This window comes from Bacillus sp. NTK071 (assembly GCF_017303315.1).
In the GTDB taxonomy this organism is placed as follows: Bacteria; Bacillota; Bacilli; order Bacillales; family Guptibacillaceae; genus Guptibacillus.
The window spans coordinates 172350-197465 of sequence record NZ_JAFKOI010000007.1; the positions used below are offsets into that span (position 1 = coordinate 172350).

At 39.0% G+C, this 25116-nt stretch carries 24 protein-coding genes, 1 rRNA gene and 1 pseudogene; 6 read left to right on the top strand and 20 right to left on the bottom strand.

Annotated features, from left to right (window positions below):
- Window positions 1-48: 48 nt before the first annotated feature.
- The 7 genes from JI666_RS13195 to JI666_RS13220 form a co-directional block, all read right to left on the bottom strand.
- Window positions 49-1899 carry a PAS domain-containing sensor histidine kinase gene (locus JI666_RS13195; RefSeq protein WP_206892496.1) on the bottom strand — a complete coding sequence of 617 codons (1851 nt, stop codon included), beginning with the start codon at window positions 1897-1899 and terminating at the stop codon, window positions 49-51.
- Window positions 1900-2050: 151 nt separating this feature from the next.
- On the bottom strand, window positions 2051-2851 hold the full coding sequence (locus JI666_RS13200; protein ID WP_206892498.1) for an AAC(3) family N-acetyltransferase: 801 nt from the start codon (window positions 2849-2851) through the stop codon (window positions 2051-2053).
- The gene (abc-f, locus tag JI666_RS13205; RefSeq protein WP_206892499.1) at window positions 2851-4719 is read right to left on the bottom strand and encodes a ribosomal protection-like ABC-F family protein; all 1869 of its coding nucleotides are present in this window, start codon (window positions 4717-4719) and stop codon (window positions 2851-2853) included. Before abc-f ends, JI666_RS13200 begins: the two co-directional genes overlap by 1 nt.
- Window positions 4720-4929: 210 nt before the next feature.
- A complete protein-coding gene (locus tag JI666_RS21740) occupies window positions 4930-5046 on the bottom strand; it encodes an RAxF-45 family protein (protein ID WP_286170808.1) in 117 nt (38 codons plus the stop codon).
- A 56-nt stretch (window positions 5047-5102) separates the two neighbouring features.
- Entirely contained in the window at window positions 5103-5420 is a 318-nt protein-coding gene (locus tag JI666_RS13210; RefSeq protein ID WP_206892500.1) for a DMT family transporter, read from the bottom strand.
- 12 nt (window positions 5421-5432) lie between these two features.
- Window positions 5433-5759 carry a DMT family transporter gene (locus JI666_RS13215; RefSeq protein WP_206892506.1) on the bottom strand — a complete coding sequence of 109 codons (327 nt, stop codon included), beginning with the start codon at window positions 5757-5759 and terminating at the stop codon, window positions 5433-5435.
- A 1-nt stretch (window position 5760) separates the two neighbouring features.
- Window positions 5761-6348 carry a TetR/AcrR family transcriptional regulator gene (locus tag JI666_RS13220; RefSeq protein ID WP_206892522.1) on the bottom strand — a complete coding sequence of 196 codons (588 nt, stop codon included), beginning with the start codon at window positions 6346-6348 and terminating at the stop codon, window positions 5761-5763.
- A gap of 775 nt (window positions 6349-7123) precedes the next feature.
- Here JI666_RS13220 and JI666_RS22005 point away from each other — a divergent pair.
- From JI666_RS22005 to JI666_RS13230, 3 genes and pseudogenes are all read left to right on the top strand, one after another.
- Window positions 7124-7189, top strand: a pseudogene (locus JI666_RS22005) (zinc-ribbon domain-containing protein); the annotation flags it as partial.
- A gap of 54 nt (window positions 7190-7243) precedes the next feature.
- Window positions 7244-8281, top strand: a complete 1038-nt coding sequence (locus JI666_RS13225) for a hypothetical protein (protein WP_206892524.1) — start codon at window positions 7244-7246, stop codon at window positions 8279-8281.
- Window positions 8282-8303: 22 nt separating this feature from the next.
- Window positions 8304-9464 carry a S1C family serine protease gene (locus JI666_RS13230; protein WP_206892526.1) on the top strand — a complete coding sequence of 387 codons (1161 nt, stop codon included), beginning with the start codon at window positions 8304-8306 and terminating at the stop codon, window positions 9462-9464.
- Window positions 9465-9525: 61 nt separating this feature from the next.
- On the opposite strand, the gene JI666_RS13235 is transcribed toward JI666_RS13230, so the two are convergent.
- Complete coding sequence (locus JI666_RS13235; protein ID WP_206892533.1) at window positions 9526-10356, bottom strand: SPL family radical SAM protein; 831 nt, start codon at window positions 10354-10356, stop codon at window positions 9526-9528.
- Between the two features lie 107 nt (window positions 10357-10463).
- Here JI666_RS13235 and JI666_RS13240 point away from each other — a divergent pair, with 107 nt between their 5' ends.
- Window positions 10464-10874: a hypothetical protein gene (locus JI666_RS13240; RefSeq protein ID WP_206892536.1), complete on the top strand. Its 411-nt coding sequence runs from the start codon at window positions 10464-10466 to the stop codon at window positions 10872-10874.
- Between the two features lie 141 nt (window positions 10875-11015).
- Here JI666_RS13240 and JI666_RS13245 read toward each other — a convergent pair whose 3' ends face one another.
- Complete coding sequence (locus JI666_RS13245; RefSeq protein WP_286170815.1) at window positions 11016-11888, bottom strand: LysR family transcriptional regulator; 873 nt, start codon at window positions 11886-11888, stop codon at window positions 11016-11018.
- Window positions 11889-12010: 122 nt separating this feature from the next.
- On the opposite strand from JI666_RS13245, the gene JI666_RS13250 reads away from it, so the two are divergent.
- Window positions 12011-13096, top strand: a complete 1086-nt coding sequence (locus JI666_RS13250) for a citrate synthase/methylcitrate synthase (RefSeq protein ID WP_206892540.1) — start codon at window positions 12011-12013, stop codon at window positions 13094-13096.
- 174 nt (window positions 13097-13270) lie between these two features.
- Here the strand turns inward: JI666_RS13250 and queC are convergent, their stop codons facing one another.
- From queC to queD, 3 genes are read right to left on the bottom strand one after another with little or no spacing between them, the layout of a single operon-like run.
- Window positions 13271-13945, bottom strand: a complete 675-nt coding sequence (gene queC, locus JI666_RS13255) for a 7-cyano-7-deazaguanine synthase QueC (protein ID WP_206892547.1) — start codon at window positions 13943-13945, stop codon at window positions 13271-13273.
- Window position 13946: 1 nt separating this feature from the next.
- Window positions 13947-14675 (bottom strand): 7-carboxy-7-deazaguanine synthase QueE, encoded by a 729-nt coding sequence (locus JI666_RS13260; RefSeq protein WP_206892555.1) that lies wholly within the window; start codon window positions 14673-14675, stop codon window positions 13947-13949.
- The gene (queD, locus tag JI666_RS13265; protein WP_206892558.1) at window positions 14668-15144 is read right to left on the bottom strand and encodes a 6-carboxytetrahydropterin synthase QueD; all 477 of its coding nucleotides are present in this window, start codon (window positions 15142-15144) and stop codon (window positions 14668-14670) included. The genes JI666_RS13260 and queD overlap by 8 nt, the downstream gene beginning before the upstream one ends.
- 326 nt (window positions 15145-15470) lie before the next feature.
- Between queD and JI666_RS13270 the strand changes: the two genes are divergently transcribed.
- Window positions 15471-15713 (top strand): hypothetical protein, encoded by a 243-nt coding sequence (locus JI666_RS13270; RefSeq protein ID WP_206892561.1) that lies wholly within the window; start codon window positions 15471-15473, stop codon window positions 15711-15713.
- 42 nt (window positions 15714-15755) lie between these two features.
- On the opposite strand, the gene JI666_RS13275 is transcribed toward JI666_RS13270, so the two are convergent.
- The 8 genes from JI666_RS13275 to rrf form a co-directional block, all read right to left on the bottom strand.
- Window positions 15756-16934: an aminotransferase gene (locus JI666_RS13275; protein ID WP_206892563.1), complete on the bottom strand. Its 1179-nt coding sequence runs from the start codon at window positions 16932-16934 to the stop codon at window positions 15756-15758.
- Window positions 16931-17425: an Lrp/AsnC family transcriptional regulator gene (locus JI666_RS13280; RefSeq protein ID WP_349769334.1), complete on the bottom strand. Its 495-nt coding sequence runs from the start codon at window positions 17423-17425 to the stop codon at window positions 16931-16933. The genes JI666_RS13275 and JI666_RS13280 overlap by 4 nt, the downstream gene beginning before the upstream one ends.
- Before the next feature lie 87 nt (window positions 17426-17512).
- The gene (gene hutH / locus JI666_RS13285; protein WP_206892568.1) at window positions 17513-19024 is read right to left on the bottom strand and encodes a histidine ammonia-lyase; all 1512 of its coding nucleotides are present in this window, start codon (window positions 19022-19024) and stop codon (window positions 17513-17515) included.
- A gap of 138 nt (window positions 19025-19162) precedes the next feature.
- A complete protein-coding gene (locus JI666_RS13290) occupies window positions 19163-20227 on the bottom strand; it encodes a Ger(x)C family spore germination protein (RefSeq protein ID WP_206892570.1) in 1065 nt (354 codons plus the stop codon).
- Window positions 20224-21315, bottom strand: a complete 1092-nt coding sequence (locus JI666_RS13295; protein ID WP_206892572.1) for a GerAB/ArcD/ProY family transporter — start codon at window positions 21313-21315, stop codon at window positions 20224-20226. The genes JI666_RS13290 and JI666_RS13295 overlap by 4 nt, the downstream gene beginning before the upstream one ends.
- 12 nt (window positions 21316-21327) lie before the next feature.
- Window positions 21328-22818, bottom strand: coding sequence for a spore germination protein (locus JI666_RS13300; protein ID WP_349769335.1), 1491 nt, complete (start codon window positions 22816-22818; stop codon window positions 21328-21330).
- A gap of 98 nt (window positions 22819-22916) precedes the next feature.
- Window positions 22917-24338 carry a cryptochrome/photolyase family protein gene (locus JI666_RS13305; RefSeq protein WP_206892574.1) on the bottom strand — a complete coding sequence of 474 codons (1422 nt, stop codon included), beginning with the start codon at window positions 24336-24338 and terminating at the stop codon, window positions 22917-22919.
- 681 nt (window positions 24339-25019) lie between these two features.
- Window positions 25020-25116, bottom strand: a 5S ribosomal RNA gene (gene rrf / locus JI666_RS13310); the annotation flags it as partial.

Genomic DNA, 25116 nt, shown 5'->3' on the forward strand with positions numbered 1-25116 from the left:
AACAATTAAACCCCCTATTACAAATCGCAATAGGAGGTCAAAAGACATCTATTCAAAAGGATATTTAGGTAAATGAATGACGACTTTCGTTCCCTCTCCCGGCTTACTCTCTATTTCTAGCTGACCTTTATGTTCGGTAATAATTTTGTTGCTAACCGTCATGCCGAGACCAATTCCTTTTTCCTTATTCGTATAGAACGGTACACCAATTCGCTGCAATCTTTCCTCTTCAATACCTATTCCGTTGTCATGTATGGTGACACATACTCGATCCCGTTGCTCTTCAAGAATAATATCGATATGTCCATCTTGCTCAATTGCTTCAACGGCATTCTTTAGAATATTAATAAAAACCTGTTTCATCTGATTCCGCTGACAATGAATAACAATTGATTTAAGTTGACTATTAATGTTAATTCTTATATTTTTTAATGAAGCTTGTGGGGTAAGAACTGAAATTGCATTCTTCACAAGTTTAAGCAAACTGACTTCTGCCACGTCACCAGCTTGTGGTTTGGCAAGTGCAATAAATCCATTCACCACTTCTTCTATCTTTTCGAGCTCATCTTCAATGATTTGGTGATAACCACGTTCACTTTCATTTCTTTCTTTTGCAAGCAAGTTAATAAACCCTTTGATAGAAGTGAGGGGATTGCGTATTTCATGAGCAAATCCAGCTGCAACATCGCCAAGAAGTGCTAACTTTTCGATGTTCTCTCTATACTGTTCTAATTTAATTTTCTCAGTAATGTCTCTTGATATAAATACAAAATGATTCGCATCTCCTCTATCGTCTACTACAGCCATCCCTTTAGCTTCTAATGTAAGAACATGACCAGACGAATGAATTTTGCGATAAATTGTCGTAACCGGTTGTTTCGTTTCTGTTAATTTCACAATTGCTTTCTGGCACTTCTCATAATCTTCTGGATGGATAAATGTGAGAATGTCTTTTCCTACAACTTCATTCTGTTCATAACCTAATAAAGACTTATAAGATAATGAGGCATATACAGCAATTCCTTCATGACTCATCATGCAGATTAGATCATTACTGTGCTCAAGAATGACCCGATGTTTCAGTTCACTTAAACGAAGCTTAGATTCAGCAAGATGCCGATCGGTGACATCCCTTGAAACAACAATAAATTGACAATCTCCTTGACCAGAAATACAGATACCCTGAGACTCGATGCATCGATAGGTTCCATCTGTTTTCTGCAAACGGTATTGAATCGTTTGAGGTTTTCTATACTTAACAAGTTTTAAGAATTCGCTTTTAACGAATTCTCTATCTTCTTCATGAACATATTTAATTGAGCTTTGACCTATCTCGTTATGAATTCCTTCTTTGGAATACTCCTTATAGGAAGGTGAAACATATAACAAGTTACCTCTACGATCCAATAAGCTTACGATTTCATTCATATTTTCCGTTATCAGCCTATAGTGCTCAAGGGTGTCATACACATGTTGGCTTTCTTGATTCACCTTTTTAATGATAGCGGTGGTCTGTCCAAAATAATTCTCGACAGGAATCGCCGTTACTTCTAAGGGAATTATTGTTCCATCCTTCTTGAACCACTTCTGCTCAAGGGAGCCTGAATTGACACCATTTATGGAAGCTTGTATTCTCTTTGAAACCATCTGTTGATCCGCTTTAACGATAAAGTTCCAAATCGATTTCCCTTGAACTTCACAAAGCTTTTCGTACCCAAGTAGGTTCAGAGCAGAAGGATTTAAATATACCCACTTACCATTCTTTTGAACTACGACAGCTGTTGTTGAAAATTCATAGTATTTAGTTAGAGTTGTAATCGTATCCCTCAAGCCCTGTTGCTTGATCTCAGGAGGAGGGCTATAGCTAGTAAATGGTGCATGAGTGTCATTGGTAGTCATAAGCTTCTCCTTTTATGTAGAGGGATATTAGTTATTTATAAAATTTCTTCATAAATGCTCATATTCCTTCTTAACTAGCAGAATACACCAAAAAAACCCCGGTTTTAACGGGGTTTTTCTTGGCGTTATTTGTTAATATCTTTTAAATTCCTTACATTTCTTCTTGAAACCATCTTCGCCCGTAATCCACTATACTTCTCTGATCAATTAGTTTACATGTCGCATTTCCAATTTTCATTATGTTGTAGTTTTCCTTGCTTTCAAATTTAAAGCCAATTTTATTAAAACACTCTGAATCATACTCAATCTCATGATACGTTTTCCACACACGTTCCCCGTCTTCTACTATAGCTGCTGATTTTTTTATAAGTGGCTTTTGCGCTGAATGTTCTGCCAAATGGAGCGATGTATTACTCTCGTGACTTACACCAATCATCAGAATTTTTCCATTAAATTCATATATTTTTGCTAGCGGTGAATCATACCCAAACCCAGCAGTAAGTGGCTGGTTTTCTGTAATATATGTCCGATTCTTTCCCCATGCCGCAAACGAATACATCGGATGGTCACTGCGTTCAACACCTGGAAAGCGTCTGAAAAGCTCTGCGATTGCACCCATCCCACGCGTTGGTGTCGTCTCTTTACAAAAAGCTGGCATTGACTCTCGAATAATTGGCCACCATGATTCAGGAACTGGTGGATTCATCCATCCAGCTGGATCCGAGTTGCCTGCTGATTGGGCTGGCATGACAATGGTTCCACCTTCTCCAACAACACTTATAAGAGCTCGAATGACAGCTTCTGCTCCACCAGAAACCCAACCTAATGAGCTTAAAGAAGAATGGACGATTAGCGTCATATCTTCCTTAACACCTAAATCTCGAAAATCGGCTATAAGACTATTAATTGTATGAGGCAGACATACTTTATCTACGGCATTTATCTCATTCATCACTCTTCCTCCAATAGCATTTCATATAATCCTTCACGTTCTAATTCAAGCTTTTCCTTCTCAACAAAGAGCGCTACTATTTCCTGATGTGCCTTTACTTGTTCGAGCTTTACTTCCACCTCGAATATCTTTTTCTCAAGCTCTTCTACTTGATTCTCTACCTGTCCTTCATTTAGACTTTTTTTCTTTTCATATTTAGGCTTTGCCTCTTGCTTCACTTCTTGTCTAGTTTCTTCTTCATAAACAGCCTCCATAAATTGTTTATGTTTCTCTCTTGCCATGCTATAGGAATGAACATAATGATGGAGCTTACCATTATCCAACCAATACGTAACAGGAAAACATTTATTTAAAAGATAACGATCATGCGATACACAAATAATCGTTCCAGGAAATTTTTCAAGCGCATCTTCTAATACTTCTCTTGAATCAATATCAAGATGATTGGTTGGTTCATCAAGAACAAGTAAATTAAGATCTTCACTCATCAGTTGAGCAAGACGAAGCCTCATCTTCTCCCCGCCACTTAAAGACGAAATCTTTGCAAATACGTTGTAGCCATAGAATAAAAATTTCGCAAGCGCATGTCTTGCTTCGCCTTCAGAAACTTTTGCCGTCTCACGATAGACATCCAACACTCGTTCTTCACCACGATCTTCAAGAACATGTTGAGAAAGGTAACCAACCTTTACACTCCCACCGAGGTTAACCTTGCCTTTATCAGGAGTAAGATTCCCGAGGAGAACATTGAGTAGAGTCGTTTTCCCACTTCCGTTTCTGCCAACAATCGCGACTCTTTCTTTGTATCGAACATGCCAATCCACTTGAGATAGAAGGTGTTTCCCGTCATATCCAGCTGAAACATTTTCAAATGTTATAACATCATTGCCACTTCGATCATTTACATCAAATGCTAGTCCCATTTTCTTTCGTTCAAGTACAGGTCGTTTAATCTTGTTTATTCGCTCAAGTGCTCGCTCCATATTACGAGCCCGTTTATGAAGAGCTGCATTCGGAGGATTTGCTTGATTCGCCCACTCTTTCAACCGTTTAATCGCTTCTTTCATCTTTTTGATTTTCTTTTGTTGCTCTTGATAAGCTGCAAATTCTGCCAGAAGCATTTCTTCCTTCTGTTTAACGAAGTCACTGTAAGCACCGTGATAAACGGTAAGTTCTCCATCTTCAAGATCCATTACTTTTGTGACAACTTCATCAAGAAAATAACGATCATGTGAAATGATTAAGACCGTACCTTTGTATTGCTTCAAAAAAGCTTCTAGCCACTCAACAGCTTCAACATCAAGGTGATTTGTCGGCTCATCCAGTAAAAGCATTTCCGGCTCTTGAAGTAACATTAACCCGAGCGTTACCTTTGTTTTCTCTCCACCACTTAACCGCTCAAATGAAGCCGATAACAAATCCTGAATTCCCAAACCATTTGCGACATTTTGTATCGCGGGTTCTATCTCATATCCACCCTTTCTTGTAAATTCATCTTGTAATTGACCATAATCTTTTAGGACACTATCACTTTCATTTCCATTAGCCATCACTTTTTCGAGCTCTCGCATCCGGTTGGCCATTTCTTCAAGATGCTTGAATGCCTGTTTCATAACGTCCGTGACCGAACAACCTGGGTACTCAGGAATTTGTGCTAAATAGCCAATTTCCGTTCCTTTTTTATAGTGAATATCCCCTTCATCCACATCTTCCATTCCAGCAAGTAATTGAAAAAGCGTCGTTTTTCCGCTTCCATTTCTACCAACAATCCCCACACGATCTTTCTCATTTATTTCAAAGGTGATATCTTCAAAAATACTATTTCCACCTAACATTTTGCTAATCGATTGAGCCGCGCAAACTATCATCGTACTTCCATCCTTTCATAATATAAAAGTATAAAAAAAGCCACAGATAAGGATACACCTCACCTGTGGCTATATTTGGCACGCTTTTTATACGTTAGTTTCACAAACTTAACGTATATGAAAAAAAGAACGGCATAGAATGCCGCTCTCTTCGTCCTGTTTACCTATTCATTCCGCCTGAAGCAGGGTAAGAGAGCCTTACGCTTTGTTTCATATGAAGTTGCTAGAATTGGACAGACTTGTCCCGTTTGCAACTTCTTCATGAATAATCGCACGGCAAATTGAAACATATTCCATAAATTCCGTACGAACAAAAGCGTTTGACATCTCTACCTCACCTCCTCCATTTGATACTTACAGTTTATCTGAATGATCTGACAAAATCAACCCTCTACTACACGTAATCCTACAACTGATATGATGACGCACGTTATAAGCACTAATTGCATCCGATTTTTAGGTTCTTTAAACCAGTACATACCAATTAGGACACTGCCGGCGGAACCAATTCCAGTCCATATGGCATAAGCGGTACCTACAGGAAGTGCTCTAAGAGAAAGAGAAAGCATGAAGAAACTCAATCCTCCGAATAGAATCGTGAAAACGGAAGGCTTCAGCTTCGTAAACCCTTCAGATAACTTTAAACTAATCACACCACCGACTTCACCAAGGCCAGCAATTAATAATGCGATCCATGCCATTCTAAATCCCTCCTATGCTTCTACCTTCGCATTTAACTTCAATCCTACAATTGAAGAAATGAGTAATAGTATAAAAAATAATTTAATATAACTAATAGATTCACCTAGATACACCATTCCTATAATGGCTGTTCCCGCAGCACCTAGTCCCGTAAAAATGGCATAAGCCGTACCTACAGGTAAATACTTTAATGCTCTAGAAAAGAAGTAAAAGCTTGTTACAATCCCTATGATTGTTAACACACTAATGAGTGGATGACTAAACCCATCAGAGTACTTTAATCCTATTGCCCATAAGACCTCCATTAGACCACCAATCACAAGATACATCCATGCCATATTACTTCTCCTCCGTTCTGCAGTGAACTCCATCAATAAAAAGGGTCCATGAGTTTTCTAAGCGTTTCTGGTGTTCCTCTGGTGAATAATAGAATACTTGCTCAAACACTCCGTCCAACAAGCATAAATACGCATCAAACACTTGCTCCCAGTCCTCAAGTTTATCGATTTGCATAAGAATGGATTTAATCACGCTTTTCATCACTTCTTCTGATTTCTCAAACATCCGGTAAATCTCATCTCTTAATGATTCAGGTGGAAAAAGCATCATTCGTTTAAAAATTAGACCCAACTCATCATTACGTAGATATTCCGTATTCTTTAGTAGAAGTTGATAGAGCTGTTCTTCAGGTAGTTCATCTTTCAATTCTTCTGCTGAATTCTCAAAGAAATAGTTATAATCAATTGTTACTTTATGAATAACACATAGAAAAAGGTCTTCTTTATTTTTAAAATGAGCATAAAGAGAAGGCTTTTTAATGCCTACACCTGACGCTATGTCAGACAAAGACGTTCCTTCAAAACCTTTACGAGCAAATAATGCCAGTGCTGTATCTTTAATTTTATTATGAGTTGATTCTTCCTTCATTTAAAACACCTACCAATCGTTAGGTAAATACAAGTAAAAAAGCAGGCGATTGCCTACCGTTCGTTAGTTATTATAACAATTTTTCTGTATCCTTGCAATCAGTTCGTTCTCATGAAATTAAAAAAGCAGCCACCAGAAGGATCTCATAGTGGCTACATCTAAGGGAATAAGGGTTTTCAACTACTTTGACGAAACAACCACCTATATAGTTTCAAAATTAAGTGAATTTCTTGTAGACCTAGTTGGAATAAGAGGGTGGTAATTTCCACTCTAGGAGCTCGCTTTCCACGGGAGTCCAGCACCTTCCGCTCCATTCAGAGAAGTGTGGTTGTCATACAATAATTCTTTCAAGCGCAACAATCTATAAAATTTACTTTCTGTAAAAAATACCATAAAAAAAGGACCGGCAAATGCCGGTCTTCCTGGTAACGGAATATTTGAAAGGGGGTCTTGAGATCATCTTATCAAAGGAGCAATAAGGTGAACAGGTACGTCTAACCTAGTGCGAACGGTTGGATTACGACCCTTTTCCTTTTTTTGCAACTTTACTCCCATGACGTTAAGATCAATTTTCTTCTCTTTCAATTAAATCACAACTATTGCATCATAAAAATTATTCCAGAAAAGGTTATTTTGAAGTCTATGAACTAGCATATTTGCGTGAAAATTTCTATATATTTCAATTCGTCAACATCGCTTTGAAAGATATTTCCCTTCTTATCTATTTGTGTCAGAATATAACTAGTTATGGAGATTGAAAGCAGGTGAAATACGGATGTATTGTCCACAATGTGGCAAAAAGAGGAATGAAAACGACCAATTTTGTTATTCCTGCGGAAAAGAGTTAGTATCTCAATCCGACCAACAAATTAGACGCTCTTTCCTATGGAGATGGATGCCAGCAATCATTTTTCTCCTCCTTGGGAGTGGACTTGCAGGTTATTACCTGTATGAAGAATCTGTTACTAGAACAGCTATCCGTTCATTTGAACAGGGAGAAGAACTAGCTATAGAGGGCAACTTGGATGCCGCTCAACAAAAATTTGAAGAAGCAAAACAAAAACGTTCTCGTTTTCCAGCAGCGGAGACGAATGAAAATATGGTATCAACTGCAATTAAAGTGAAAGATACTCTTAGTAAAGCAGATAAAGCACGACAAAGTGATCACTTTACAGAAGCAATGGAGCTTGTTAATCATGCAGAACAAAGTTCAACATCATTCAATGGTCCTCTCTTCACTCATCTACAAGAAGAGATTGTTTCCGTTAGAACCACTGTTATGGTTGCCGAACTAAAGTATGACATGAAGGGCAAAGAATCCATTGACGATCTTAAACCAGTTCTAACTAGAGCTGAAACATTACAAGTCGATGAAGCACAGGAAGTTGCTGGACAAATTCGAAATCAAATTGTCGATTTTTCTATTAACGAAGCTAACAACCATCTTAAAGATAATCATTTTACTGAAGCTCTGAACTCTGTTGAAGAGGGACTTCAAATTAACAAAGAGAATGAAAAGTTAATAAATCTAAAAACTGTAATTGAAAAGAGAAGAACGGCTTTTGAAGAAGAGCAACAAAAACGGATTGAGCATGCTATGGTAGCTGCAGCTAAAGAAGAAGAAATGAACAGAACTAGTGCTATTGAGCTTAACGATTTAGAAACAAACGTAACTGATTACAACGAATTAAAAGTAACTGGAAGTGTGACAAGCAAAGCCACTGTTCCTGTTAATTCCATTGGAGCGTCTTACAGGGTTTTAGATGCAGATGGAAAACAGTTTGATAAAGGCGAAGTGTATATCAACCCTGACAAGCTTTATCCTGAAGATACAGGAAAGTTTGATTTCATGATTTACGACATTGGAAAAGATGTAAAAAATCTTGAACAATTCACAGTTGAAATTGATCACTTCACATGGTATTTGGACTAATGAAAAGGGGCTCTGGATTTCTATGAAATCTTCTTTACTATTAACCATAGCTAGCTCCCTCTTTCTTTTGGTAGGAACTGGCGTGGGTTTTTATTACTTACACGATTATTACGACAATACTGAGGTGGAGGCAACCTCATCTCTAGGTGAAGAGATAAAAACACCAACAAAATCAGATGAATCTACTGATTTAAAATCCATTATTCACGAAACACAAAAAAGCGTCGTACAAATTGAAGTACAATTAAAAGACGACGCTACTTCTTCTGGATCTGGCTTCCTTTACAACTCTACTGGCGATGTGATCACAAACGCACACGTTGTAGAAGGTGCTGAGAAAATTACTGTAAAAACCTCTGATGCCAAACAGTTCGATGCGCAAATAATTGGAATGGGGGACACGACAGACATTGCTGTCATCCGTGTTCCAGGCTTAAAAGAAAGTGAACCATTACCGGTAGCTGAAGAACGAATGGCTGAAGTCGGAGACGATATTATCGCCCTTGGTAGTCCTCTTGGTTTACAAAACACGGTCACAACAGGGATCATAAGTGGACTTGATAGAGAGTTCATCCTTGAGCCTTATCGATACGAACATATTTACCAAATATCAGCACCGATTACGAACGGTAACAGCGGCGGTCCTCTAATTGACGCAGATACAGGAGAAGCCATTGCGATCAACTCAGCAGGAACTGACTCTGGTGCGATTGGATTTAGTATTCCTCTACCAAATGTGATTGATCAGATAAAAGATTGGTCAGAGGAACCTGTAGAATTAACGGTTGATAGTAAAAGCCATGAGGTCGTTTCCACACCTCAAGGTCTAACTGGAGAAGATTACAAAGATAACGCCACTTATTTGATCGGCTACTTTTATGAAAGTTTATCTACTCAGGACTACGTTACCGCCTACTCTCTATTAGGCAGTCGCTGGCAAAGTGATATGACCTATGAGGATTTTAGAAGCGGTTATATTCATACGGTTAACGTTGAAGTATCAAATATGACCGGTAGCTTAAATCAAACGAATGACGAAGTAAAAGTCACTGCTACGATTAAAGCTGAAGAACGAACAGAAAATCAAAAGACAACAACTGCGCTTTATAATGTCACCTACCAAGTAGGGTACGAGAATGATCATCTCAAAATTCTTAATGGTAAAGCTCAGAAATTGAAGTAAATTGACTGCATTTAAAAAAGCTTGAGGATTCCGAGGATCCTCAAGCTTTTTATATTCCCTCTTAAAGTTGCTCAGGTGGGAAAAATCCTTTTTGGGATATATAAATGGCGTCATCAGCAAACGTTTCTTCTAACCGGCGTTTTATTTTTAAATACGTACTGCGATCATACCAAGCAGTGAGCCCATTCTCTTCAAACAACTTACGGATGCCAAGCTGCTCTGTCCGCTTCCCATCACTACCATCTCCCATAAAGAAGTCATCGAGCGTAATTCTATTCGTTACTTTGGATAGCTTGTAAGGAAATTCATCTGAACATGGCAATAGTGGAGCAATAGCAGCCTGTGCTGGTATTCCTTCCTTTCTTAATTCCAGGAGCGCCTTTAAACGTGCTGCAATCGGGGGTGCAGAAGGTGCGAACATTTTCCTAACTGAATCAAGATCCGTTTCAACTGTCATGCTAACCATAACACGGCTTCCTAATTTCTTTAATAGATCAATATCTCTTGAAACGAGGGGTGAACGTGTTTGAAGGAACAAAAAGTCAGGCGGTTCTTCTACCATTGCTTCAAGCAATCCTCTTGTTAAACCCGTTTTATATTCAACGGGTTGGTATGGATCAGTTGAAGACGACATAAAGATCGAAACGTCCCCTTTTTTACGCGCTTTTGGTATTTCTTTTTTCACAAGATCTACTGCATTTTCCTTAATATCTACCCATTCTCCCCAGTCTTCATCGCGAAAGAGGGCGATTGGCATTCTACGCACATAACAATAAGAACACCCAAATGCACATCCCGCATATGGATTTAACGTATGACTGTATCCATGTAAAAAGCCGCTTCCTTTCGTTAGAATCGATCGGGAAGTTCGAGTTTGAACAGAAGGTTTCAATGTGTATCCCTCCTTCTTTTTCAGTGTACCACAAATAGAACATACATTCTCTTTCAGTGTATAAAATTAAGGAAAGCAGGACACGGTAAAAGTGAAAGGTGGTAAACATGATGCTTCGTATTATATCTTTTCTACTTTTAGGCTTCCTTTTTATTTCTCCACTACAATCTCACGCAGCAGGTCCTGTTCAACTTGTTCAAGGGAAGTGTCCTGATTCGACTAAGCTAATCAAAAGCTCTCAAAAGGGACTTGCATCAAAAGCAACGTTATTTGTATCAAGTCTGATGGCAACAACTCAAGATGCTAAATCATGGCAGATTCTTACCATTTCACCACTTAAAAAGCGTTCTCCCTACTATTCTCCTGCTGTCAGTGCCTGTGAACAAAAAATTGCCGCAAATTCATTTCTCGTCGATATTTTAATCACGAAACAATCAGGGCAATTACCTGTTCGGATGCATCTTTTTGCAGCAAAGAAAACAACAGGCTGGATGATTTGGGGATTAACACCATATTAAGTGCATAATTTCGTCAAACGGGCACATACTATACTTACGTGTAAGCTAGCCAGTAGGTACTAAAGCACGTATCCATCCCACTCTCTTATTTCACACTCGGAAAATAAGAGACAAACCCGAACAGGACGCTGTTCGGGTTCTTTAATGCATATGTTTCTCAATAAACTTCTTAAAGATCTCTGCTTCCTCTGATAAATGATGATAAACCAAGTAAGTATGAACAAACGGTAATCGAATCTCATCTGTATCAACTTGCAGCATCCTTCCTTCAAGAAGCTCTCGTTGGACTGAGGATCGAGGCAAGAATGAGAATCCGAGTCCCTCTTCTATAAATCGTTTCGTAATATGAACTTGAGATACAACCATTGTTCGTATGCCCTCATATCTGCTCCGCAATTCAATTAGAAGGTCGTCCCAATAACCTGGATGACTATGAGTCAATAAAGTCGAATGAGCACAAAAATCACTCATTGAAAGAGGTAAGCTTGTCTCAGCATCACCACCATCATGTGGCACAACGAGAACTATGGGATCCGGTGCTGTTTCCTCGCTAATAACAGAAGGATGAATAGCCTTCATTCTAGATAATCCGAAATCTGCCGTATTTTTAGATATTAACTCCCCTATTTCATTTGACTCGCTTACTTTTACAACAACCTCAATCGAAGGATGGTCTTTTATGAATTGCTGAAGAACATATGGTAGAACAGTAGCTGCAATAAGTGGCGAAACAGCAATGGTTATTTTCCGATGATACCCCTGTCTATAACCATTCATATGCCTTAAACTTTGCTCGTATTGATCGAGCATCTCTATCGCATGGGGAATAAACTGTCTTCCTGCTTCAGAAAGTACAACTCGCCTACCACTCTTCATAAAAAGCTTACTACCTATATGCTTTTCAAGCTGTTGAATATGAACCGTCACCGTTGGTTGCGCAAGATACAGCTTCTCGGAAGTTTCTCTAAAATTCTCATATGTAGCTGCTGCTACAAACGTTCTTAGCCAATTCATGTTCAATTTTACTCACTCCAATTAATAGCATATCTCTATTAATTATACACTTATTCTTTATTAGTCATAATCATAATGAACCGATAGACTGGTGATAAGAATAATAATTGGGAGATGATTGTATGATACATGCTGGATTAGAAGGCATTGTTGCAGCAGATTCGAAAATAAGCCTTGTAGATGGGAAAAACGGGCTTCTCGTCTATCGAGGAGAATGGGCTGAAAAGATTGCGAAAGAGAAGTCATTTGAAGAAGCAACCTACTTTCTCTGGAACGGAACCTACCCTAACACTGAAGAGCTTGAGCGCTTTACAACTAGTCTTAGTGAGGCAAGAACTTTAACAAAGGAGCAAAAAGAAATCATTGATCGATTACCTCCTAATATGGATATGATGGCAGTAATTCGCACTATTTTATCTGCAAAGGGGAACGAAGAATTCTCCTTTCCAGCTACGCATGACGAGGGAATTGATTTACTTGGAATTGTTCCTACAATTATTGCTTACCGGTATCGTTCACAAAATGATTTACCTTTTATAGCGCCCGACACGTCACTATCACATGTTGGAAATTATTTATATATGCTTAATGGCGAACGAGCAGAAGATCATCACGTACAAGCGTTGACTGCCTATTTTATTTTAACGATGGAGCACGGTTTAAATGCATCAACATTTACAGCCCGCGTCATTGCCTCAACAGAAAGTGATCTTGCCTCTGCTGTCACTGGTGCTATTGGAGCAATGAAGGGACCGCTTCACGGAGGTGCACCAACAGGCGTTATCGATTTACTCGAGGAGATCAAACAAGATGGTGACGTGGAAAAAGTATTAAGACGTAAACTTGATAACAAAGAAAAGCTTATGGGATTCGGCCATCGCGTTTACAAAACAAAAGATCCTCGTGCTGTAGCACTAAGTGATATTACATCAACCTTCTATGATGATGAGGAATTTACGCTGGCGCACGAAGTCGAGAAAACAGCCGTTCGTCTGCTACAAGAATACAAACCTAATCGTAAACTGTATGCGAATGTTGAATACTACGCAGCTGCGATTCTCCGCGCAATCGACTTACCAACTGAGTTGTTCACACCAACCTTCACAGCTGCAAGATGTGCAGGCTGGATTGCTCACGTTTATGAGCAAAATGAAAATAACCGTATTATTAGACCCTCTTCTGTGTATAGCGGAGAGATGCCTCAGTAAAGCGCGGGGCGCGGGTGCCTGTCACCACCCGCTATTTGTCGAAGCTTAGCGAATACAATGATATATTGGCCAATATCGATATTTATTAGCCGAATTTAAAATATATGAGCCAAATCTCTGATATATTGCCCCAAACAAAAAGCTGCCGTTTTCCCGGCAGCTTTTTCTAATACATTAAGCTTTATATGGAATCGGGTCAACCGCTCCAGCTTCTTCAAAACCTTTCAACCGCAAGCGACAGCTATCACACTCGCCGCATGCCTCTTCTTCACCGTTGTAACAAGATGTTGTTAATTCATAAGGAACGTTCAAACGAAGTCCCTCGTTAACCGTATCTGCCTTCGTCATGTCAATAAGCGGAGTTTCAATCTTCATCTCACTACCTGTTGCTCCTGCTTTAGTAGCAAGATTGACGGTTTCATTCATGCTTTGAATGAATTCTGGTCGACAATCCGGATACCCACTGTAATCGACAGCCGAAACACCAATATAGATCGCTTCTGCGCCAATAACCTCAGCATACGCAGACGCAAGCGAGAGAAAAATCATATTACGAGCAGGGACATACGTTACTGGAATTTCATCTTCATCCATATCACTCGGAACATCGATTGAATCATCGGTTAATGCACTGCCCCCAATTTGATTGAGGAAACTAATGTTTACGATACGATGATCTGGTGCATCGTAGTACTCTGCTACCTTCTTCGCCTGTTCAACTTCTCGGTTATGCTTCTGTCCGTAATGAAACGTAATGGGGTAGAGCTCATAACCTTTTTCTTTCGCCATTCCCATGCATGTTGTGCTATCCAATCCACCGCTCAACACGATAACTGCTTTTTTACTCACGTTACACACCTCTTTTATTAGGATCCCAGATGATTTTATGAAGCTGCATACTAAGCTTTACTTTACTTAAGCCAGCTTCAAGTATTTTATCCACAAGCTTATGTGGCGGCATCGTTTCCCACACGGGACTATAGAGAACCTGACCTTTGTCATGATGCTTAGCGACAACGTTTGAGGCAACAGTGAAATCTTCATCTGAGCCAATAACAAATTTAATTTCATCTTGTGTATCAAGCAAACCAAAGTTCTCATGAAGCATTCGATGCTGTTCACCTGAGTCTGGCAACTTATAATCCATTACAAAACGAACCTTTCCCTGCCACTCTCTATCTTCATTTCGCACAGCTTCATATGGTGCCAGGTCAATAGCCCCGTTCGTTTCGATATGAATATCTTCAATATGCGAAAGATCAACCATAGCCTGAATCAACGCCATTGATTTCTCACGATGAATTAAGGGCTCCCCGCCTGTGAAACATATATGTCGACTCTTATATTGCTTAATCTGGTCTATGATCGCTTCAATTGTTCCTGTGTACTCTGCCTTATCCGGTGCATAGCTATACGGCGTATCGCACCAGCTACAGCGCAAGTTACAGTGGAAGACGCGCACAAATACAGTTGGAAAACCAGCGCGCGTTCCCTCTCCTTCTACTGTTTCAAACACCTCGACCATTGGTAATTCCCATTTCATATACTCTGATCGTTCTGGCAGTACCCATTTATTCATTGTCTTCCATCCATTCCCGCTTCAGCGTTGCGTAGCTTGTTGGTGTTTCATAGAGAACGAGTTCTTCAAGGCGCTGACCATTATCCTTCATGTTACGTTCGATTAGAGCCTGATCTAACTGCTCCCACATCCAAACAATCATGTTCTCAGCTGTCGTGTTCATATTTGGAAGCACTTCATTTAAATAATGATGATCGAGTTTTGAATCAATCACTTCTTTAAACAGCGTTTTAATTTCACCAAAATCAACGGATATGCCGATCTCATTTACAAATCCGCTAATTGTAATGACAACCTTATACGTATGTCCATGCATGCTCTTACACTTGCCTTCATAGCAATGAAGATGATGAGCTGCGTCAAAAGTAAATTCTTTTGTAACGGCTACTCGTTTATTATGATATTTTAATTCGCTTTTCTGAATATCTTCTCCAAGTATTTCTACTTTCTTTGGAATCATATAAGACATAAAAAAAGCCCCCTTCTTTATTCAGTAAGGGAGACGCATGAAAAAGCCCTTCTCATTCAGAGAATAGGGGTAACAGTTTTTCACGGTCCCTAGTTTTGTTTTACGAGAGGAGGGAATTACGAACTCTCCAACCTGATAATAATATCATAACATGCCTGCTTAGAAAAGCAGCCGGTAAATCTAACCTCTTTATATAAATGGATTTTACATAATTTCTAGAACAACAATGGAAGCTAACGTAGCTTAAAAGATAAGCATCAAATTTACGTTTCACGCAAAGAATATAGTGGTAAAAAAGCAATAGTTAATAAAAAGAGGTGATCATAATGTCTACTAATCAAGGAATGGGAATGGACGGCTTCGGCATGATGTTTAGTCTTTTTGGAATCTTATATTTCGCAATTGCTTTATTCATTATCGTTCTAACCATCGTATTTATGTTTAAAGCAATGGGGTATATGAAACGAAAAAATGCAGCTGATCAAGAGCAAAATGAACTGCTCCGTCAATTGATTTCTAGTAACACGTCTTCAAAAATGACGAAAGAGGATGATTCTACACCTTACTAATAGGAACACGGCGTCCAAATTTGGACGCCGTTATTTCTTCTATTATCCCTCTTTATGACGCTCAACAAATGCTCCAATTCGATTCACTGCTTCTTGAAGTGCTTCAATTGAAGTCGCATATGAACAACGAATATATCCTTCTCCACCTGCCCCAAACACATGACCAGGTACTACAGCCACCCGTTCTTCTTCAAGCAGCTTCTCAGCAAACTCATCTGACGTCATCCCTGTCGATTGAATGGAAGGAAATGCATAGAAAGCTCCTCCAGGCATACGACAGGACAACCCAATATGATTAAAAGCTTTTACTAAATAATTTCTCCGTTGTCGATAGCTCTTCTTCATTTTATCGAGATCATCTCGACCGTTTCGAAGTGCCTCAAGTGCACCGTGTTGTGCAATTGTTGGTGCACACATCATCGTGTATTGGTGAATTTTGAGCATTGCCGCTATAATCTCTTCAGGGCCAGTTACATACCCCAGGCGCCAGCCTGTCATCGCGAATGCTTTTGAGAAACCTGATATTAAAATCGTTCTCTCTTTCATTCCATCTAATCGCGCAATACTATAGTGTGTCTGATCATAGGTCAATTCCGCATAAATCTCATCAGATAAAACTAAGAGATCATGCTTCTCTATGACGTCAGTTACGCTTTGTAATTCTTCTTTCGACATTGTTGCTCCAGTCGGATTACTTGGAAAGCATAGTAGAATGGCTTTCGTTCGTTTCGTAATTGTCTTCTCAAGGCTTTTACGTGTAAGCTTAAATTCATCCTCTGCTCTCGTCTCTAATGAAACTGGTATACCACCAGCAAGCGTTACAGCTGGCGCATAAGCGACAAACCCAGGTTCAACAATAATCACTTCATCTCCAGGATCGATGATTGAGCGAAATGCAAGGTCAATTGCCTGACTTGCACCAACGGTTAGAATGATCTGGGACTCAGCAGAATAAGACAGGGAAAACTGATCAGATAAATAAGAAGAGATTTCTTCCCGAAGTTCAATTAGCCCTGCATTTGCTGTGTAAGCTGTATAACCGCTCTCAAGTGATGCATATCCCGCTTCACATACATTCCAAGGTGTGACAAAGTCTGGCTCTCCAACGCCCAGTGAGATCACATTTTCCATCTGTGATGCAAGATCAAAGAACTTTCTAATTCCTGAAGGCTTTAATTTAGAAGCAGTTTTGGAAAGATACTGTTGCTGAACTTGCTTCATGGCGACACCACAATCCGTTTATCTTTCTGTTCCGGTTCAAAAATCACTCCGTCATGTTTGTACTTCTTCAGTAAGAAATGTGTCGTTGTTGAAAGAACGGAATCAAGCGTTGATAGCTTATTTGAAACAAAGAAAGCCACTTCTTTCATTGTTTTGCCTTCGATTTGAACAGATAAATCAAATGCGCCTGACATTAGGTAAACTGCCTTAACCTCAGGGAAACGATAGATACGCTCTGCAATTTCATCAAAGCCTACTTCGCGCTTTGGTGTCACCTTCACATCAATCATTGCAGCAACGCCATCTTTTCCAGCAGTTTTATCCCAGTTAATAACTGAAGAATAACTTAAGATAATATCTTGTTCTTCAAGAGACTTAATGATCTTCTCAACTTGATCAACTGATAGATCAACCATGTCTGCTAGTACTTCCATCGGTACACGTGCATTTTCTTCTAGAATCTCAAGAATTTCTACTTCTTTTTCGTTCACTGCAAATCCCCCTGCTTTTTTCATCTATTTCATCTACTATATCATTGTTCGTATCTTATTTCATTTTGATATACGTATATAGAAAGGCTATTTCTCCATCCTTACAATCGTTTCAATTTGATGATCAGTCCGTAACCATTCCGTAAACCGTTCAATATCATAAGAAAAAATACGATCCTTATCAATGGAAGGTACTATTTTTCTACTAGCACTATAAATTTCTTTTGTAGCTGGGGCAAGCTTTTCACTTCCACGATAATCAATCGCTTGCATTGCACAAATAGCTTCGATAGCGAGTACACTCCGTACATTACGCGTAATTTGCCAAGCATGCCGGGATCCGATTGTTCCCATACTAACGTGATCTTCCTGGTTCGCAGATGATGGTATAGAATCCACAGAAGCAGGATGTGCTAACGTTTTATTTTCTGATACGAGTGATGCTGCAACATATTGCATAATCATTGCCCCTGATTGGAGTCCTGGCTCTGGACTTAGAAAAGGTGGTAAATCATTAAGCTGGGGATTAACAAGTCGTTCAATACGTCGTTCAGCTATACTCCCAAACTCCGCCATAGCAATTGATAAGAAATCCATCGCTAACGCAATCGGTTGGCCATGGAAATTCCCACCTGATATCACTTTCGCCCCACCATTAAATATCAACGGGTTATCAGTGGCTGCATTTATCTCGATTTCTAATTTCTCTTTCACATAATCAAGCGCTTGCCACGATGCCCCGTGTACCTGTGGGATACATCTGAGTGAGTATGCATCCTGAACTCGAAGTTCACCCTGATTCGTTACTAACTTACTTCCACTAAGTAATCCTCTCATTCGAGTAGCTACTTCACACTGCTGTGGATATCCCCGAGCGATGTGAATATCCTCATCAAACGCTGTTCTTATCCCTCTTAACCCTTCCATTGTTAGTGCAGCTATTCCATCTGCTTCAAGAGCGAGTTTCTCCGCTTCCATGTACGTTACTATCCCCATTGCTGACATAGCCTGTGTTCCATTAATGAGAGCCAATCCTTCTTTTGCAGTAAGCTTTAAAGGCTTTATACCTAGAGACTGTAATACCGATTGCGCACTCGTGCGTTTTCCTATATAGGTAACTTCCCCTTCACCAAGCAATGGAAGAACAAGATGAGCGAGTGGCGCTAGATCGCCGCTTGCTCCAAGTGATCCCTGTTGCGGAACAATCGGAAGTATTTCTTCATTTGCATAAAATATTAGACGCTCAATGACCTCTCGTCGAATCCCTGAAAAACCTTTTAATAGAGCATTTGCTCGTAAAATTAACATCGCCTTTGCGACAATTGGTGGAAAAGGATCGCCAATACCACACGCATGGGAATGAATAAGATTAAGTTGAAGCTGGTCGACATCCGCTGGATTTATTCGAACATCGCTTAGCTTTCCGAACCCAGTTGTAATCCCATAAACGATGTCCCCATTCTGGACAATTTTTTCAACGGCTCTTCTACTCTCATCAACACGACGTAAACTATCATTAGCACAAACCGCTTTCATACCGTCATAGAGAATAGATTTTAATGAGTCTATTGTTAAACTGTAACCATCTAGAATTACCATATTATTCAACCCCTCTACCATATTATCTGAGTAAAGGACCACGAAAAAACCCGCCTATAAAATCAAATCGATTTTTTGGGCGGGTTACTACTATTCAAGAGATGGGCGGATTGGATCATGATTCTTCAACACCTTTCGTTAATCAATAATACCTGACTCTCCTATATTAACCTTAGCATTCATTTTAATCGGAACATTCGGATAGAAATCATACCATTTGGAGAAATTAAAGTTTCTCGTTTGACTCCTAGCATGATCACCTATGGCTAATGGATCAATCTCTAACTCTTGGAACTTCTTAACCATGCTAAGACCGTTATCTTCAATCTTTTTCTCCATCGTTTCTGCTATTTGAGCTTTTACTCCTTTGGTTAGTTCTTCACCAGTGTATTCAACAATATTACCATTTAGTTCAACTATTATCTCAACTGAAGGTGCAGTGTTTGCATTGTTCACCTTATACTTAACCTTTGATTTTACATTTTGTAAATTTGCGTAATTACCATCTGGAAGAGCTAACTCATATAGGCCCGTTTTAGAGCTTTTTTGAATAAGGGCAAACATAAACATTTCGTCTAGGTCTAGTTTACCGACCATCTTATCATCATCCAAAAGAGCAAGTCCTGATATTTTGACTTCTGATTTCTTCTGACTAAGTAGCGGTACAACAGCATCCATGCCTTCTCCATGATACTTATAATCGAATAAATGAAGGTTATTTTCTGGCATATTACCTTGGTCAACTGCTTGTTTTATTAAGTTCTGTAGAAATGGACCGATTCCCTGTAAATACTGAAATTCATTTTTTATTAAGTCACCTGAACTACCTTCTACTACAGCCACATAAGTTAAACGCCCAGCTGCAGGATCTCTAATAAAACTATCAAGCATATTAATGATCCCTTCTTCAGCCATATCCTCACCGAACAAAATAACTGCCATCTTGCCGATTGAGATAGGTTTTGGCAATCCGCTTAATTGATTTCGAAGTCCCTTGCTCGTATAAGCTTCTGCTTGAAAAGATTGTGTATCTACTTCCTGATTTGGATCAAACGTTTGGAGGGAAATCGTTCCTTTCACCTTATCTTCTTCTCCTTTATCATAACCTACAATAAAAAGAATCGGAATCTGATCAATGATCTCTTCGTTTACACAACCGGTCAGTGACATAGATAGCACTATCAAACTAATGATATACTTCATTTTCGTTTTTTCACTCTCCTCCAAATCGTACTATATAGGAAAATAAACGGAAGATAGAAGTAGTAGAAATAAGACCCAATTTTCGAAGCTAGTGTATTTAAATAGTCGATTTGTTCACGATTAGTCATCAATATACAGACTATGAAAACAATTGTGATTAGAATAAGTGCAAAATATTTTTGCTTTACATAAAATACTTTTTTCCCTATTCGACTTGCCCCCCATACATTTAGGCAGATGTTTGGAAATACAACGAAACACCAAAACGTAATTCCTAAATATTCAAACCGTTCTAAAAAAGGCAGTTCAACTACTTTCCATGCAATGAGAGTAGACCAAATCGATTGTTGCAGTTGTCCACTACTATAGAAAGCTAGTGACACAACCATTACAAGTGAGTAAAGAATGGTAGTTAATGCAATACCCATGTGAGCCCATATTCTTGAATTATTTGGATTCTTTAAAAATGGATATGCCAGTAATAAAATCTCAGCTCCAAGAAAACTTAACGTCATTTGCTTCGTACCCTGTACAAAATCCATTATCGAGTGATCCAAAATGGGAAGAAGGTTAGAATATGAAGAGAGTTTTGCTGGAGATATGGTTGTAAATGCAAGCCAAATTGGAATAATGACGCCAAAGAAACATATCCCAGTAACTGTTCGAAAACCTCCAGCAAGTACGTAATATGTTAAAAAGAGATACATTGCCGCAGGAATCCAGGTTGCTAGTTCTGGGAACATCCAAGCTTGAATGACTTCAACGAAAGTTCGTAGAATCACTGTAGCCCCTAACAACAAATACAGCAACAGAGCACAATTTAGAATAGACCCAATCCATTTACCAAACCACTTATTATGGAGATCAATAATATCAAATGTCCCGTCACTCAAAATCCGATACATCATCCATATAAAAATGTGAAACACTGCTCCGGTGATCAGAACCACGATCCAAGAATCATTTCCTGCAAATGCTGCAATATATCTTGGAAACCCAAGGATTCCCACACCAATTTGGTTACTATGAATAACGAACATAATAAGGAAAGGAGAAATGAGAAGACTATTTCGCTTATTCTCTTCCATAGAATTCACCCTCTACTGCTCATCAAAATCCAACGCATGCTTTCGCTGTTTCTTCTTATCTTGAAAACGCCTCTGATTATTACCTCGGAAGAATTGAGGTCTATTCTTTTGCAAAACATATGGCATTCGAAAAAAAGAGTCATACCAATCTTTCACTCTTGGAGGATAAAGTGGTGCAAGATAGGGGCTTCCAAAGGATGTGAGTTTTATTAAGTGTGTTAAAACGAATAAGCCAAAGAATGCTACCCCAATAAGACCAAGAAACTGTGCAAAGACAATCAACGGATAGCGCAGAAATCGTATTGTATTTGTCATTCGGTACACAGGTGTTGTAAAAGACGCAAGCGCTGATAGCGCTACTAGAATAAGTAAGATATTACTTGTAAGTGAAGCCTCAACTGCTGCTGTACCTATCACAATACCTCCTACAATACCTAACGTCTGACCAACTTTAGAGGGCATTCTTGCTCCGGCTTCTCGCAGTAAATCAATGGTAACCTCCAGAAAGAAAACTTCGATTACAGGTGCAAAAGGAATGTCACTTCTTGAAGAAATTAAAGTAGCCAGTAGCTTAGATGGAAACAGCTCATAATGATAAGTCAACACAGCAACATAAAGTGGGGTTGCGATAATAGACGCGAGGATAGCGACCATGCGTATAACACGGAAAAAAGAAGCAAGATTCCAGCCAAGATAATAATCCTCAAAAGATACTAATAACTGTCCAAAGTTAATTGGCCCAATTAATGCATTAGAAGAACCCTCCGTCAAAATAACAAATGCACCGAAATTCAAATGACCTGTAATACGGTCTGTTCTTTCTGTATCAATCATCTGTGGAAACACAGAAAATGAATTATCTTCTAACATCTGACCAATAAATGAAGAATCCATGACCACATCAAAATCGAGATCCTCTAATCGTTGCATAACCGTATTAATATTTTGCTCACTAGCAATTCCTTCAATAAACGCAACAACAACCTTTGTTTTAGTAATAGATCCAATTGTAATTTCCTTCATTCGAAGCTTCGGATGAGGAATTCTTCTTCTAATTAAATTCATATTCGTATTAAGATCTTCAATAAGGCCTTCCTTAGGTCCCATCACACTAAATTCTATTTCAGGAGCTGACAAATCTCTTGATTTTCTAAGACTGATATTTACAAGAAGTACACTTGAGCCTTTTGAAAACTGAATTGCTACATACCCTTCAAGCAGTCGTTCTTGAATAAGTGACAGCTTAGAGGAAATCTCGATATTTTCAATAGGAATTAATCCTTTTAATTCTTCTAAAGTTTTCTTTCTGCAATCTTTTATTACAGGAAGCACATCTCGATGCAGCTGTTCCGGGTCGATAAGAGAAGCAAAATAAATCAGACGATATGGCTGTTCACTTGCTTTATTCTCATACGATACAAAATCGATTGATTGTTTAAGGTCAATGACCATTTCTTCAAATGTAGATGGTTGTTTAGAAGCACTTCTCTTAAACCATTTCACATCAATCAACTCCGAACTTAAATTCTCTTTCATATAGCATGCGCAGATCATCTTGACTTATCCATAGATAAAGGTCAGGTGCATCAGCACCTGACCTTTTAGGTTCTCTCTTTATAAACACTCAATACTTTTTGTCGCTGTTCTTTATGATTGACGGTAGGTAGGGGATAATCTTTGCCTAAAATACAATTGCTATCTTTTTGTTCTTCTTCACTCATTTCCGACGGGTAATGAATATATTTCTTAGGTACATTCTTTAATTCCTCGACGTATTTTTTTATATAACTTCCATCAGGATCAAACCGTTCAGCTTGTGTAGTCGGATTAAAAACTCGGAAATAAGGGGCCGCATCAGTTCCTGTTGAAGACGCCCATTGCCAACCTCCTGTATTTGATGATTCATCATAGTCAATTAGTTTTTGTTCAAAATATCGTTCTCCATGCCGCCAATCAATTAAATAATCTTTCGTTAAAAAAGAAGCTGTTATCATACGAAGTCTATTATGCATCCAGCCTTCCTTATTTAATTGTCTCATTCCGGCATCTACAATAGGAAAACCTGTTTTTCCTTCTTTCCATTTCTGTAACCGCTCTTCATCATCATTCCATGGAATATCACGATATTTAGACTGATACTCTTTATCGCGAAACTCTGGAAATTCAGCATGCACCATACCATAAAAATCACGCCAAGCAATTTCTTGTATATATGTTTCTGCTCCTTGGCTATCATGTTCAGCTACCATATGATAAAGCGTTCGAACAGATAGGCAACCTGTTTTTAAATAGGGTGACAGTTTGCTTGTACCAACAATATAAGGCAAGTCACGATTTTCCTCATAATCAATCATTCTCTCTTTCACAAAGCGCTTCGCTCGTTTCAATGCACTCTTTTCTCCAAGTGCTTTCCAAGTTTGATTACATTCTTTTAATACTTTCTCAAATTCCTTGTCGGATTCAGCATCAATTGATTTTTTACGTTTTTCACTGTGTTTTTTTACTTCTTTAAGATCCGTGTCAATAACTGAAGGTTTCTGTACGGATCTCCACTGTTTATAATAAGGAGTAAACACCTGATACATGGTATTATCTGTTTTCGTTCTAATTTCAGTAGCACCATGAAGATAGTAATCATGAAAAGCTTTCACTTTAATGTCCTTTTCTTTGAGCCAATCTGACACTTCTTTATCCCGTTTCTTACCATAACCAGCTTCATCTTTATTGTAAAAAACGGCATCCACGTTTAATTTCTTCGTCACTTTATTAAATACATCAATTGCCTCACCACTTATGATTTGGAAAGGGATATCTTCTTCAGTACAGCGCTGCTGAAACTCAGCAACTGTTTGAAAAAAGTAATCATGATGCAAATCTATTTCCTTTGTGAAATGAGGGTCTAATTGGAAGAGCCCCATCCATTTTTTATTATGTTCTGCACAGTATTCTACTGCTTTCTGAAGTGCTGTATGGTCATTTAATCGAAAATCACGACGAAACCAAACAATCACAGTATCACTCATAGCCTTCACCTCAACATTTATTGTAATCTCCTAGAGTTACTGTTAACAGTTATAATGTGTTCTTCATTTTATTACCCTATAGATAGAATTCTAAAAGGAGATGCCTGCTTTTTACTGTTTGGAAGAGTTTTGATGGGATTTTCTCTATTAAATGCTCCACTGAAGCCTGTTTTTCGCCTATATTTCGGGTTTATCCGCGATCTTTTCGACATATCCGCGAAAATCGAATTTTATCCGCGATTTCCACCATTTTATCCGCGAATATGAGATTATATCCGCGATTCTGTTCTGAAGCAGCGTTTGTTAGTTAAAATCCTTTCTCGTTAATACCACACAAAAAAAGCCAGAGACCATTTGATCTCTGACTTCTCATCATTGCCCAGCGACGTCCTACTCTTGCAGGGGGAGATCCCCCAACTACCATCGGCGCGCGAGCTTAACTTCCGTGTTCTCACACGGGGCGCGATAAGCGGCGAAATTCTTCGTCAGCTGCGCGATGCCAGATCCTCATGGATCTCTCGAATATCCACTCCGGTCTGACATCACTTGCTTCCTCGAATTTCTTACTTCTCCCACCCCTACGAAGCTTTCGAAGATGTTTCTCTTGTTTATTCATGGTGTAAAAGAACTTTAAACCATACAAAAAAGCCAGAGACCATTTGATCTCTGACTTCTTTATTTGCCCAGCGACGTCCTACTCTTGCAGGGGGAGATCCCCCAACTACCATCGGCGCTGAAGAGCTTAACTTCCGTGTTCGGCATGGGAACGGGTGTGACC

Coding starts and splice junctions, on each gene's coding strand:
- JI666_RS13195 (WP_206892496.1), bottom strand. CDS start 1,899: ATGACTACCAATGACACTCATGCACCATTTACTAGCTATAGCCCTCCT.
- JI666_RS13200 (WP_206892498.1), bottom strand. CDS start 2,851: ATGAATGAGATAAATGCCGTAGATAAAGTATGTCTGCCTCATACAATT.
- abc-f (WP_206892499.1), bottom strand. CDS start 4,719: ATGATAGTTTGCGCGGCTCAATCGATTAGCAAAATGTTAGGTGGAAAT.
- JI666_RS21740 (WP_286170808.1), bottom strand. CDS start 5,046: ATGTCAAACGCTTTTGTTCGTACGGAATTTATGGAATATGTTTCAATT.
- JI666_RS13210 (WP_206892500.1), bottom strand. CDS start 5,420: ATGGCATGGATCGCATTATTAATTGCTGGCCTTGGTGAAGTCGGTGGT.
- JI666_RS13215 (WP_206892506.1), bottom strand. CDS start 5,759: ATGGCATGGATGTATCTTGTGATTGGTGGTCTAATGGAGGTCTTATGG.
- JI666_RS13220 (WP_206892522.1), bottom strand. CDS start 6,348: ATGAAGGAAGAATCAACTCATAATAAAATTAAAGATACAGCACTGGCA.
- JI666_RS13225 (WP_206892524.1), top strand. CDS start 7,244: ATGCCAGCAATCATTTTTCTCCTCCTTGGGAGTGGACTTGCAGGTTAT.
- JI666_RS13230 (WP_206892526.1), top strand. CDS start 8,304: ATGAAATCTTCTTTACTATTAACCATAGCTAGCTCCCTCTTTCTTTTG.
- JI666_RS13240 (WP_206892536.1), top strand. CDS start 10,464: ATGATGCTTCGTATTATATCTTTTCTACTTTTAGGCTTCCTTTTTATT.
- JI666_RS13245 (WP_286170815.1), bottom strand. CDS start 11,888: ATGAATTGGCTAAGAACGTTTGTAGCAGCAGCTACATATGAGAATTTT.
- JI666_RS13250 (WP_206892540.1), top strand. CDS start 12,011: ATGATACATGCTGGATTAGAAGGCATTGTTGCAGCAGATTCGAAAATA.
- JI666_RS13260 (WP_206892555.1), bottom strand. CDS start 14,675: ATGAATAAATGGGTACTGCCAGAACGATCAGAGTATATGAAATGGGAA.
- queD (WP_206892558.1), bottom strand. CDS start 15,144: ATGTCTTATATGATTCCAAAGAAAGTAGAAATACTTGGAGAAGATATT.
- JI666_RS13270 (WP_206892561.1), top strand. CDS start 15,471: ATGTCTACTAATCAAGGAATGGGAATGGACGGCTTCGGCATGATGTTT.
- JI666_RS13275 (WP_206892563.1), bottom strand. CDS start 16,934: ATGAAGCAAGTTCAGCAACAGTATCTTTCCAAAACTGCTTCTAAATTA.
- hutH (WP_206892568.1), bottom strand. CDS start 19,024: ATGGTAATTCTAGATGGTTACAGTTTAACAATAGACTCATTAAAATCT.
- JI666_RS13290 (WP_206892570.1), bottom strand. CDS start 20,227: ATGAAGTATATCATTAGTTTGATAGTGCTATCTATGTCACTGACCGGT.
- JI666_RS13295 (WP_206892572.1), bottom strand. CDS start 21,315: ATGGAAGAGAATAAGCGAAATAGTCTTCTCATTTCTCCTTTCCTTATT.
- JI666_RS13305 (WP_206892574.1), bottom strand. CDS start 24,338: ATGAGTGATACTGTGATTGTTTGGTTTCGTCGTGATTTTCGATTAAAT.